Source organism: Paenibacillus shirakamiensis (assembly GCF_017874255.1).
In the GTDB taxonomy this organism is placed as follows: domain Bacteria; phylum Bacillota; class Bacilli; order Paenibacillales; family Paenibacillaceae; genus Fontibacillus; species Fontibacillus shirakamiensis.
Genome location: NZ_JAGGLD010000001.1, coordinates 419,308 through 431,206, shown reverse-complemented (window position 1 = coordinate 431,206; position 11,899 = coordinate 419,308). Strand labels below are relative to the sequence as shown.

General features: G+C 44.3%; 11 protein-coding genes and 1 pseudogene. All 12 read right to left on the bottom strand.

The genetic code is table 11. The annotated features are described in order from the left end of the window. Nucleotides 1-20: 20 nt before the first annotated feature. The 12 genes and pseudogenes from J2Z69_RS01950 to J2Z69_RS01895 all read right to left on the bottom strand — a co-directional run bounded on the left by J2Z69_RS01950 (nt 21) and on the right by J2Z69_RS01895 (nt 11,886). Complete coding sequence (locus J2Z69_RS01950) at nt 21-1,040, bottom strand: LacI family DNA-binding transcriptional regulator (RefSeq protein ID WP_209858674.1); 1,020 nt, start codon at nt 1,038-1,040, stop codon at nt 21-23. Between the two features lie 30 nt (nt 1,041-1,070). Then, nucleotides 1,071-2,420, bottom strand: a complete 1,350-nt coding sequence (locus tag J2Z69_RS01945; protein ID WP_209858673.1) for an ABC transporter substrate-binding protein — start codon at nt 2,418-2,420, stop codon at nt 1,071-1,073. 41 nt (nt 2,421-2,461) lie between these two features. Beyond that, a complete protein-coding gene (locus J2Z69_RS01940) occupies nt 2,462-3,349 on the bottom strand; it encodes a carbohydrate ABC transporter permease (RefSeq protein ID WP_209858672.1) in 888 nt (295 codons plus the stop codon). Further along, complete coding sequence (locus J2Z69_RS01935; RefSeq protein WP_209858670.1) at nt 3,349-4,236, bottom strand: carbohydrate ABC transporter permease; 888 nt, start codon at nt 4,234-4,236, stop codon at nt 3,349-3,351. Before J2Z69_RS01935 ends, J2Z69_RS01940 begins: the two co-directional genes overlap by 1 nt. Nucleotides 4,237-4,505: 269 nt before the next feature. Continuing rightward, the gene (locus J2Z69_RS01930; protein ID WP_209858669.1) at nt 4,506-5,777 is read right to left on the bottom strand and encodes a DNA polymerase IV; all 1,272 of its coding nucleotides are present in this window, start codon (nt 5,775-5,777) and stop codon (nt 4,506-4,508) included. A gap of 184 nt (nt 5,778-5,961) precedes the next feature. Then, a pseudogene (locus J2Z69_RS01925) lies at nt 5,962-6,369 on the bottom strand (LrgB family protein); the annotation flags it as partial. A gap of 43 nt (nt 6,370-6,412) precedes the next feature. Beyond that, nucleotides 6,413-6,796, bottom strand: coding sequence for a YhjD family protein (locus tag J2Z69_RS01920; RefSeq protein ID WP_209858667.1), 384 nt, complete (start codon nt 6,794-6,796; stop codon nt 6,413-6,415). Between the two features lie 180 nt (nt 6,797-6,976). Continuing rightward, nucleotides 6,977-7,723, bottom strand: coding sequence for a type I methionyl aminopeptidase (gene map / locus J2Z69_RS01915; RefSeq protein WP_209858666.1), 747 nt, complete (start codon nt 7,721-7,723; stop codon nt 6,977-6,979). Further along, on the bottom strand, nt 7,723-8,349 hold the full coding sequence (locus J2Z69_RS01910) for a TetR/AcrR family transcriptional regulator (RefSeq protein ID WP_209858664.1): 627 nt from the start codon (nt 8,347-8,349) through the stop codon (nt 7,723-7,725). Before J2Z69_RS01910 ends, map begins: the two co-directional genes overlap by 1 nt. A gap of 155 nt (nt 8,350-8,504) precedes the next feature. Beyond that, a complete protein-coding gene (locus J2Z69_RS01905; protein WP_209858663.1) occupies nt 8,505-8,792 on the bottom strand; it encodes a stage VI sporulation protein F in 288 nt (95 codons plus the stop codon). A 162-nt stretch (nt 8,793-8,954) separates the two neighbouring features. Beyond that, a complete protein-coding gene (gene recG, locus J2Z69_RS01900; protein ID WP_209858661.1) occupies nt 8,955-11,000 on the bottom strand; it encodes an ATP-dependent DNA helicase RecG in 2,046 nt (681 codons plus the stop codon). Between the two features lie 16 nt (nt 11,001-11,016). Further along, complete coding sequence (locus tag J2Z69_RS01895) at nt 11,017-11,886, bottom strand: DegV family protein (RefSeq protein WP_209858659.1); 870 nt, start codon at nt 11,884-11,886, stop codon at nt 11,017-11,019. Between the last annotated feature and the right edge of the window lie 13 nt (nt 11,887-11,899).

Here is an 11,899-nt window from a genome sequence, read left to right as displayed (position 1 = left end):
CCCAAGCAATAGTTCTAACTCTACCCTACGATCTCCGTGCTATCTGTATCCGGCGGCCGCCCTGTAGATTGTCTAACCATGAGCTCTGGATCTAGAAGCAATGTCTGACTTGCATCTGAATTTTCCTTCAATTCATTTAGTAATAGTTCTACCCCATGACGGGCCATAAGCTCAGCAGGCTGCTTCATCGTCGTTAGATGAGGTGTGAACTCAGAAGCAATGACCTGATCATCGAATCCAATGATAGAAACTTCTTCAGGTACACGTACCCCGACATTTTTACAAGCATCGATAAAACCCAATGCAATATAGTCATCAGAAGCAAATACAGCTGTGGGCATCTTCCCTTCATTCATCCATTTCATGGCAATACGATGACCTGAGGCCACATCATAATGCCCTTTTTCAATTGCAAAAGGCTCGATGCTCGCATCTTTCATAGCTAATCTAAATCCTTTTTCACGCTCTCTACTGCTTAGATAAGAATCTCCGCCTGTGATATGAGCGATGTCACGATGACCTAGATCAATTAAATGCCGCGTAGCCTCATATCCTCCTTTGACATTATCCACAATGACAGAAGACACGGATGTCTCGGGATGTTGATGATCCAAAATGATAAAGGGAATATTTTTTTGTTGGAGTTCCCGTACAGAGTCATCTTGATTCATCGGTGATAATAAGATGACCCCGTCTACTCGATCCTCTTCGAACATTAATCGATGAATAGATTCTTCTTTCCCAGTTATTACAGTCAAAGCTAGAACATATCCCTGTGCTGCAAGATCATCGCTAATCTCTTTGACGACTGCATCAAAGAACGAGTCATGAAGCGTGGACAAAGTAAGACCAATAATCCCCGTCTTTCCGCGGGCCAGACTTCGTGCTGCAGCATTAGGTTGATAATTCAAGTCTTTCATAGCTTTAAGAACCTTTTCTCTATTTTTCTCTCTTACCGTGGAGGCATTATTAAGCACTCTTGAGACCGTTACTACAGATAGCCCAGATTTCTTGGCTACATCAAAGATGCTGACTTTCATACACAGATGGCACTCCTATCTGAATCTACTCTATTTATTTACCCGATCCAGTAATTTCTTTAATTTATCCTGAATGACAGGCAGTACTTCTTCTGGCTTCTTCTCTCCATTCTCTACGCCCGCAAGTTCATTAATGAACAATTCGTTAATCTGGGAGTAATTATCGATCAGATGATTGTAGGATTCAAATCCGTACTTGTAGGCACCTTCATAGACTTGTTTGATTTGAGCAGGATCAATTCCACTAAAGTTCGCGTAGTATTTCTCCGCTGCTTTCTGATTGACGGGTGGGTTACCTCCAGAGAGCTCAATCGACTTCTCTTGGACGTCTGTGGATACTAAATATTTAATCCATTCTAGCGCTTCCTTCGGATGCTTGGAATCTTTTAGAACGAACAAGGGATCGATATACAGCACGCTGCGAACTTTAGGGTTTGGCCCTTGGGGTACCGCGGCTACACCCACTTTAAAATTAAAATTGTTGGAAGCGGCTAGGCTCCACGAACCTACAACCGACATGGCAATTTTCCCTGAAAGGAATGGGTCTCCGAATTGTCCAGCAACCGATTTGCTAAACGCAGGGCTTGGCGATACTTTTTGGTCCCAAATCAAGCCATAGATTTTCTTATAAGCCTCAATCACTTCAGGTTTGTTCAGGTTGATCTCGGAAGGCTTCCCGCCGTTCGTCCATGTATCGTCCGAGTATACATTCCCTCCGAAGTACTGAGGACGCTGATCCCGCTCCCCCCAGCCAAAATCCACACCGTACTGAGCTTCAGCAATATTTTTTGAATCCACAGTTAACTTCTTAGCATCCTCTACCATTTTATCAAAAGTCCAACTCTTATCTTCATAATCTGTTGGAGGATAAGCAACCTTAGCTTTATCGAATAAATCCTTGTTATACAGCATTAAGGATACATAACTGTTCACGGGTACGCCATACGTTTTGCCTTTCACTTTGTAGATGTCCATCACATTATCAGGAATATTGTAATCAGAGTTCTTAAATCCTGTCTCCGTTAAGTAAGGAGTTAGATCCATTAACATTCCTTTATTATAATACTCCATGAACCCGCCGTAACCCCACTGCGACGTCACATCAGGCGCATTTTTAGCTGCAATTGCAGATTGAAGCTTAGAATCGAATTGCTCATAAGGGGCTTTGGTAACTTTAATTTTAATATTGGGGTGTTTCTTTTCGAAATCAGGGATTAATTTTTCTACAAAAGTACGGTCTGGGGAATCAATCGTATAATGGGTTATCGTTACGATATCTCCTGAAGCATTGCTATCGCTTTTACTACTTGAACATCCTGTTCCAGCCAACACCGTGACCAACGAGAAGCATAGGGATAAACTCAACCATTTTTTATTCATATTGACCCTCCAATTATAAAATAGTGTAACTCTATGTGGATTTACTTAATCCCGGTAAGCACAATCCCTTGCACAAATCTGCGCTGCGCTACGGCGAACAGAGCAATGATAGGGAGGGAAGAAAGAATGGAAGCCGCCATTAATAGATTCCACGGCGCCAATCTGAATTTGGAAGACATCATTGATGCCATACCAATGGGTAAGGTAAAGTTCTCTTGTGAATCCAAGTAAAGAACAGGGGCAAGCAAATCGTTCCAGCTCCAGATAAAAGTAAAGATAGCTACCGTAGAAAGTGCTGGCCCTGCCAAAGGAAGCGTCAAATTCCAGAACAAGCGAAACTCACTGCTTCCATCAATGCGGCCTGCATCATACAGTTCATCCGGTATTGTAGAAAAGAACTGCCGGAGTAAGAAGATCATGTAAGCGGAACCGAAGAAATTCGGCACAATTAAAGGCAGCAATGAATCATGCAGACCCAATTTGGTAAATAGCAAGAATTGTGGAATCATAATCGCTGGATAGGGCAGCATTAAAGTACTAAGGACAAGCATGAACATCAGCCCACTAGCTTTGGTACGATACCGTGCGAATCCAAAAGCAACCAAGGTGGATGAGATTAACGTACCGACCACCGAAAATACCCCCACAATAATACTATTCATATACTGTTGACCGAACTTAATCTCTTCACTGACGAACAATTGTCTAAAATTGTCCCAGGCAAAAGTATGCGGAATTAATGTAGGAGGATACATGAGCATTTCCTTTGTATTTTTGAGGGAAGTAGATACCATGAACCACAATGGAGACAACATGATGACGGTTACCAAAAGCAGTAACAAGAACCCCACCACACGGCTTATGCTCAAAGGCTTTGTATAAGATCGAACACGTTTCACAGAACGAGGTGACAGTTGAACATCCGCCATCAGTTCTTCCCTCCTTCGTAATACACAAATCGATTAGAGAATTTCATAATACCGTAAGTAACCAACATGACCGCCACGAGTAGGAGCCACGCCATTGCGGAAGCGTATCCATAACGAAAGTTCTTAAACGCATTAATGTAAATGTTATAGACGTAGAACCAAGTAGAATAGCTCGGCCCCCCTTGAGTGACCGTATACGCCTGGGTGAAGACTTGAAAGGAGTCGATGATGCCGATAATGAGCTGGAATAAAAAAACGGGGGAAATCATCGGGAAAGTTACAGCCCAGAACGTTCTAAGCGGTCCGGCCCCATCCAGCCGTGCGGCCTCTATCAAGGATTGCGGTACCCCTTGCAAACCCGCTAGGAAAATTAACATCCCTGTACCCAGTCCCCAAAATGACATAATAATCAAAGCCCACATGGCGTACCTTGCATCTAGTAACCAAGCAATAGGATCTACTCCAAACCACGATAACACGTAATTGAAAAGACCAGCCTGTGGATTAAACACCCAAAAGAATAACAAGGACATGGCCACACCAGAGATCATACTTGGGAAATAAATAGCGGTACGGAAAAATCCTTTGAATAGTACCTTCTGATTAATTAAGATGGCTAGTAACAAAGATAAAATTAAAGTTAACGGAACACTAATGAAGGTGTACTTCAGTGTGACTCGGATGGAATTCCAGAACTGCTCATCTTGAAATAACTCTTTGAAATTCCCAAAGCCCACCCACACGGGATTATGAATAACATCATAGTCTGTAAAACTGTAATACAGTGAGGATCCAATAGGATATAGTGTGAGTACTAGGAAACCTATTAACCATGGTGAGATAAAACTATAAAACGCCCTCGTTTCCCTAACTCTGCTTGCTGCCATACTGTGCTGGCCCCTTTCTTCCATAAAGTTAAAGCGCTTTAACTTACCTATAGTGAGTGACTCATTAAATAAGCGATCACTCTACTAAACTTAGATTTTACCTAGTATAAGTGAACTACTTATGAAAGATCAATAACAAAAAGTTAGTGCGCTTTAACTTTTGTTGACGTAACTTATCTAAAAATTTTATCGCGCCCTGTCTATAATGAAAACGCTAACATAAAAAGTAAAAAAAAGCCATCTTTAAATTACAAATGGCTCCTTGCTGTTTATTTGTAATGGCCTCCAATTTTCTGAGTTCTCTCCATGGCCTGCCCCGAACCTGTTAATGAAGAGGCTCGTACGATGGCCGCACTCCCAAACCGATCCTTAATAATATCTGTCACCTCATTCAGAGCACGAATTCGAACCTGATCCTCAAACAATGTGAGTTGATACTGCTCATCTTCTGCAAAACTACTGAGCATAACGCCAATCTGTCTGACAGGCATTTGTTCCCAGTGCCGATAAAACAATTCTTTAGCTGCCTTAAATACTGTATTGGTATCATTGGTTGGGTCTGCAATCTTCATCTGCCTCGAGAATCGCGTAGGCGCATCATAGGGACTACACATACAGCTAACCGAGACAACCTGCCCCATATACCCTTTACGGCGACAATCTCGGCATACCTCTTCTGTAATTTCAAGTAGAACGGTATTAATCTCATCCTCATGAATGTAATCCTTAGGGAGTGTCATCATGTGTCCTACGGATTTGGGAGCAGTCTGAAAGGTCTCCGGGGTCACAGGGGAAGAATCTACGCCGTTCGCCGTTCGCCACATTACCTCCGCGTGAATATCACTTTGTTTGCCGAACCTTGCTCGGAACTTCTCCTTTAACCTAGGTAAAGGGGTATTCGCTACATCTCCAATCGTAACCATGCCTAACTGCAAGAAATGCCGATTCATTCTTGAACCTACGCCAAACATTTTGTGAATGGGCTCCTGCCAAAGATGTGTCTTAATTTTGTCCTCGCTTAGCATGAACAAGCCATCCGCATTTTTTTTGGCCCATATGTCCGTCGCAGCCTTGGCTAATATTTTGTTAGGTCCCATACCTACACGTACACGTACGCCCGTCTCTCTAAGTACTTTCTGCTGAATATCCTGAGCGATTCTATAAGGATCATTACCGAATATTCCAAAGCTACCAGTCATATCTAGAAACTGCTCGTCAATAGAGAAGATCTCTACTAAATCTGTATACTGTTTGTAAATTTGAGTAATCTGTAGGGAGACATCAATATAGTGCTGCATGCGCGGGCGCATAATGACGAGATCGGGGCATTTCTTAAGCGCTTCACCGAGGGTTTCCGCAGTAGTTACCCCATGAACTTTGGCAAGAGGACAAGCTGCCAGAATAATACCCGAACGCCTGGAGGGGTCTCCGGCCACAGCAAGGGGCCTATCCTTATACTGTGGATAGTCTGCCTTCTCGACACTGGCATAAAAGCTCTGACAATCCGCCAAAAAAATCGTTCGTGTATTGTGTATGGTCATCTTTTCCTCGCCTCCCCTACTTATTCTACGATGCCTATAATACGAACATACATTCTTATTTTATTATATACTACAATGCCGTTCTATATACCAGAGAATTTATGGGAGTAGCTCCTAAATAACCTATAGCAAAAAGACAAAGGAACTGTTCCTTTGTCTCCAACATAAGACGATTAGAATCACATCAAATGTGAAGCCATACCACTACCAAAGGCCCGATAAAAGATCCTAGTACAGCACTCAAAGTCATGGAAGCAGAACCCATGGAGACATTGAGTTCCCCAAACTCATAAGCCTTAAAAATCCCTAGAGCATGAGAGGCACTTCCTAGTGCCACACCCTTACCCAAATTACTGTGAATTCCAAACCTATGTAAGATGGAAGGGCCTATAATGGCCAAGTAAATCCCGCTACCAACCGCCGTCATTGATGGGAATCCTCCTAATCCCGATGCAATCTGCATCGCTACGGGTGTAGTAATGGATTTCGGCAAAACGGACATAATCAATCGTCTATTTAATCCAGCCAACTCAGCAAACAGTACACCACTCATCATCCCTACCAACAGACCTACAACCACACCAGAAATCATGTGAAATTTGAATGATTTTCATCAAAGTTGCCACATTTCTTCTTTAGTGTTGTGCTGAAATATCAATTCCCATATAACCACAAAGCCGCTCCTCTAAATTAGCCTTAACAAGTCCCCACAATATAGAGAACGAATGCTCATAACCGCGACATAGATAAGAAGCTTCTAAGCCAAGAGCTGTTCGGTGTTGCTCATATACCTTTAGTCCATTCTGACGTAATTGTCTTCGAACTGTAGTAAGATCTAGCATCACTTGTCTCTGAATGTCATGTAGCATAAGAATATAAATTTGAGGAAATTTGAACAACCCTGTATCTTCAGAAATATGAACAATATCCCGCTCCAAAATATCTAAGAGAAGCGGGAGAAGAAGATACTCTTTGACCCATTCAGCTTCCGCCTGAGTCTGCAAAGGAATGGTCTTCATAATGTGTCCAGCCTAGCTTGAATTGTTACCTTACCAAAGTGCTTACCTTTACTATTCATTCAGCTCACCCGCAATCAGAACATTTGTTCTTATCATAGCCATCATAAGAACTACTATTCATTTTGACAACAGGTTATTACTGGAATGTGCGGAAGTTAGGTTAGCTCGAGAATGCAGAATTTACTGCTCTGTAAGGATTAAAGGCCCGTCGGCTGTAATAGCAATGGTATGTTCATATTGAGCAGAAAGCTTCCCATCCGTTGTACGTGCTGTCCACCCATCTTCATCGATGGAAATTGAGTAGGTCCCCTCATTAATCATGGGTTCAATTGTGAATACCATACCTTCTTTTAGCCGAACTCCTTTTCCCGCAGTGCCTACATGTTCGTAGGTGGGCTCTTCATGAAGAGAACGACCGATTCCATGTCCGAGTAAATCCCGAACAACAGAGAATCCGTTCTTCTCTGCATGCTGCTGAATGGCTGAGGTTACGTCACCGAGTCTATTGCCATCCACAGCTTGCTGAATGCCGAGATATAGGCAATCCTTCGTAGTTTGCATCAAATGCTTCGCTGCATCACTAATCTCTCCAATAGCATAACACCATGCAGAATCCCCGAACCATCCACCATATTCAGCCACAATATCAATTTTGGCAATATCTCCGACTTTTAGAGGAGTTCTATCTGGGAAGCCATGGGCAATAACATCATTAACGGAAGCACAGGTTTCTGCGGGATACCCATTATACCCCTTAGTAAATTGTTTTCCCCCCAGTTTGATAATATGCTTAGCTACAAAGTCATTGATTTCTAGTGTAGTAATGCCTGGTGCAATAAACTTAGCAATCTGCCGATGACAGTCGGCTACAATATCATTTGCCGTCTTCATATCCTCAATTTCTTGTCTCGATTTCAGTGTAATCACTAGGAACGCTCCTCTTTTGGTTTGAACTGTGCAAGTAGAATATCCACAATAGCCTGCTCGCTTTGCTGAGATATTACACGCTGGTCTTTATTCTTCGTACATTGAGTAACCGTATAGCAACCTACGAGCGCCCCAATAAGAAGACGGGCAACCTGCTCCGCCAGATCTGCTTCTGTTAATAATCCGATGACCTGGACTAAAGGTTGTATAATTTGGTTGCTAAATTCATCGTTAAGCCGAGACGATGCATTAGATGGAAGCTCATGAAATCCCTCGCAGGCGCATTTAAAACTTAAAAACATGACCGAATGTTCGGGCCAGGCCTGAAATAAACCTGTACAATATAGTTTTAGCTTATCATATGAATTTTCAGTTGTAGCAGTGAGTATAGGCGTAATCATCTCTTGCGCATCCGTAAATCCCTGCCGACAAGCATCCTCCAACAGTTCAAATTTGTGCGGATAATAATGATATACTGTCCCATAGCCCAAAGAAGCTTGCTGAGCGACATCACGGATCTCCATCCGAATACCTTTTGTTATATAGGAATCCGCTGCGGCCTTGATAATCTCACTCATCCGCTGATTTCTAATCTGTTCATTTTGCTCACGTGTACGTGGGGTCACATGAATCCTCCTAGTATAGACCTACTATTACGTCGATATAAAAGTACAATACTTCACTCTCCTTTAAATAGCAAGCCTAAACAAGCCTGTATATGCCAAAAGAAGCCTGCCGTAAAGGCAAGCTTTCTTGATAAAGCAAACTCTGTCCGTGCCCCTTATCGGAACATTCCCCACAGTTTGAGCAGATGTAGCGTATTCTTAGGATCTATCTTCTGCGCTACAACAAACTGTACAAGCTGTTGCTCCTGCGCGCCCGTGAGCTTCTCACTAAGAATAGTAGATGATGATTTGACCAGTCGTTGCACCTTGGAAGGGTCCTGCAAATCAGCTTTAGAGAGGCCCTCCACTAGTTTTTTTACACGATCCTTCACAGATTTGTTCTTCAGCTTGAGCTTAATACGTTCTACCAATTGCTCGCTTATCCCGAACTGTCGATAATTCAAGGCTACTTCTCACCTCCCTCTCTCACGTCTAAATATATGATGGGAGGAAGGCTAATCATGCCTAGCCTGATTTCAAAACGTAAGAAATTAATAGATCTGTGTGTACAGTGTTCTCAAGACAAAAGCCCCCGAAATTCCTCGGGGGCTTTCCTACGCTCGCCTCTAATCAATCAGCTCGCCTTGCAAAATCTGCTCCCGCTGCAAATACTGCCGCAGCGGACTATACACCGGCGACGTCCAGAAGGCTGAGTCGCCTACCAAGGCGACGGCATCCTCCCTCGCCGTCTCCAGTACCGCAAAATCGCTCACCATGTCCGCGATTCTAAACTCCGGCACGCCGCTCTGCTTAGTGCCGAAGAAATCCCCGGGACCGCGAAGCTCCAGGTCCCGCCGAGCTACTTCGAAGCCGTCGTCCGTGTCGGTCATGACCTTCATACGCTCCTGCCCTACCTCCGACTTCGGATCTGCAATGAGCACGCAGTACGAAGCGTGCTCCCCGCGGCCCACCCGCCCGCGAAGCTGATGGAGCTGAGATAAGCCGAATCGATCGGCATCCATAATAATCATCAGCGTCGCATTCGGGACATCGACCCCGACCTCTACGACGGTCGTGGAGACGAGGAGCTGGACTTCACTCGCATAGAAGTCACGCATGACCTCTTCTTTCTCGGGCGAAGACATTCGCCCGTGGAGCAGCCCTACTTTAATATCTGGAAAGGCCTGAGACATCGAGACATACAGATCAATGGCATTCTGAACATCCAGCTTGTCCGATTCCTCAATTAAGGGGCAAATCAAGTATGCCTGCCGGCCTTGACCAATTTCACGCGCAATGAATCCCATAACCCGATCCATCATGCTGTGTTTGACCCAATAAGAGGAGATAGGTATACGTCCTTTGGGACGCTCAGACAACGTGGATACATCCATATCTCCGAACGCTGTAATTGCAAGGGTACGCGGGATAGGGGTCGCTGTCATCGTAAGTACATCGGGATTAAAGCCCTTACGGCGGAGCACACTCCGCTGGTTCACGCCGAACCGATGCTGTTCATCGGTAACGACAAGGCTAAGCTTGCGGAAATATACTTCTTCTTGAATTAATGCATGCGTACCTACAAGTACATCAATAAGTCCCATTTGTAGTGAAGCCAGCAGATCCTTGCGTCTACGACCTGTCACACTCCCTGTAAGCAGGCCCACCTTAAGACCGAAAGGCTCGAACAGCTTAGTGAGCGATCGCATATGCTGCTCGGCTAGAATCTCCGTAGGTACCATGAACGCACCCTGACAGCCTGATTTTACCGCCGCATACAGCGCAATGGCCGCAATTACAGTTTTGCCAGAACCCACATCCCCTTGTAGCAATCGATTCATACAAAAGGGAGAACGCATATCTTTTAAGATCTCTAGCTCCACTTTCTTCTGGGCGTCTGTAAGCTCAAACGGAAGACTTCGGACGAACTCCCGTACCGTAGCATTCTCGACTTCATGGACAACCCCATCCATGCGATCATGATTCATAGCTCGATAGGCTTGAAGCTTGAGCTGGAATAAAAATAATTCCTCATACACCATCCGTTTACGCGCAAGCTGCCCTTCTTCGCTATCCTGAGGCTGGTGAATACGTAATATTGCATGTTTGCGGGGCATTAAATCATACTTGCGTACCACGTCCTGCGGCAAAATTTCTGGAATCATCTCCCCATACTGCTTAAGAGCTTGTCCAATAGTTTTGCGCATCCAAGCTTGCGTAATATTGCCCCCTACGGAGTAGACTGGTTGCAAGCTTCCACTACGCAGCGTTCCCTTGTCTGGGAATTCGGAGTCCGTTACAGTCATCTGTGAACGACGTAGATCCCATTTGCCCGTCAATGTAATTTCGCGTGCAGGCGTGAGCTGATCTTTAAGAAAATGACGGTTGAACCACGTAGCTGTGAACATCCAATCATCGGCCATCACTTTACAGGTCAGCCTCGACTTCTTGCCATAACGCTGAAGAACGGGCAGACCCATAATCTTAGCCTGAACTGTTACCTTCTCGCCATCCTTCACTTCACTAAGAGAACGTAATCGATAATCTTCGTATCGAAATGGATAATATTCTAATAAGTCCTGCACAGTAAAGACGCCAAAGGCGTGAAGCTCCTCTTCTTTGAGGGCACTCACGCCGCTGACCTGTCGAATCGAAATGCTATGAATTTCCATCTGCTATCCCTCGCTTTTAAGCAGGCCAGACGAATACAGATACTATACCCGGTCCAACATGAGTTCCCACAACAGCGCCAATATCGGTACGTACCACTTCATGAAGCTTGAAGTGTTTGGACATTTCCTCAATGACTTCTTCTGCTGTCTCAGGGTTCACCCCATCGCACACCGCAATATTAAGATCCTTATGATCCGCAAAATCATGCTGAAATAGCTCTACAATTCGAGCTACTGCTTTTTTACGGCCTCTGGCCTTGTCTACTGGATAAATAACCCCCTCATCATCTACAGAAAGGATGGGTTTAATATTAAGTACCGTACCTATGATGGCAGATCCTCTGCGAATTCTACCACCTTTTTGTAAGTATTCTAACGTATCTACCAAGAAATATAGCCTGCGCACTTGTCTCAGTCGCTCTACCTCATCTACAATCTCCTGCACGGAGGCTCCACGCTTAGCAAGTCTCGCAGCTGCTACAACCTGAAGACCAAATCCATAGGATGCACAGCGAGAGTCAATCGGCGTAATATCAGCCTGAATACCCTCTTCTTCTTCAAGCATCGCCTTAGCCAGCATCGCAGATTGATAAGTTCCACTCATCCCAGATGAGATGTGAATCGAGATGATCGATGCACCTGGATATTCTTGTAACAAATTACGATACACTTCTACATACTGAGCTGGTGAAGTTTGAGAGGTAGTAGGCAACTCTGAGGACTCGGTAAGACGTTCATAGAACTGGGTCGGAGTAATGTCTACCCCTTCTACGTAAGAACGATCCTTAAAAGTTACCGTCATCGGAATGACATGAATTCCATATTCCAGAGCGGTCTTTTGCGGAATATCCGCCGTACTGTCGGTAACAATAACAATATGACTCATTAAAGCAATCCTC

Coding starts and splice junctions, on each gene's coding strand:
- J2Z69_RS01920 (WP_209858667.1), bottom strand. CDS start 6,796: ATGAAGACCATTCCTTTGCAGACTCAGGCGGAAGCTGAATGGGTCAAA.
- J2Z69_RS01950 (WP_209858674.1), bottom strand. CDS start 1,040: ATGAAAGTCAGCATCTTTGATGTAGCCAAGAAATCTGGGCTATCTGTA.
- J2Z69_RS01930 (WP_209858669.1), bottom strand. CDS start 5,777: ATGACCATACACAATACACGAACGATTTTTTTGGCGGATTGTCAGAGC.
- J2Z69_RS01945 (WP_209858673.1), bottom strand. CDS start 2,420: ATGAATAAAAAATGGTTGAGTTTATCCCTATGCTTCTCGTTGGTCACG.
- recG (WP_209858661.1), bottom strand. CDS start 11,000: ATGGAAATTCATAGCATTTCGATTCGACAGGTCAGCGGCGTGAGTGCC.
- J2Z69_RS01940 (WP_209858672.1), bottom strand. CDS start 3,349: ATGGCGGATGTTCAACTGTCACCTCGTTCTGTGAAACGTGTTCGATCT.
- J2Z69_RS01895 (WP_209858659.1), bottom strand. CDS start 11,886: ATGAGTCATATTGTTATTGTTACCGACAGTACGGCGGATATTCCGCAA.
- J2Z69_RS01935 (WP_209858670.1), bottom strand. CDS start 4,236: ATGGCAGCAAGCAGAGTTAGGGAAACGAGGGCGTTTTATAGTTTTATC.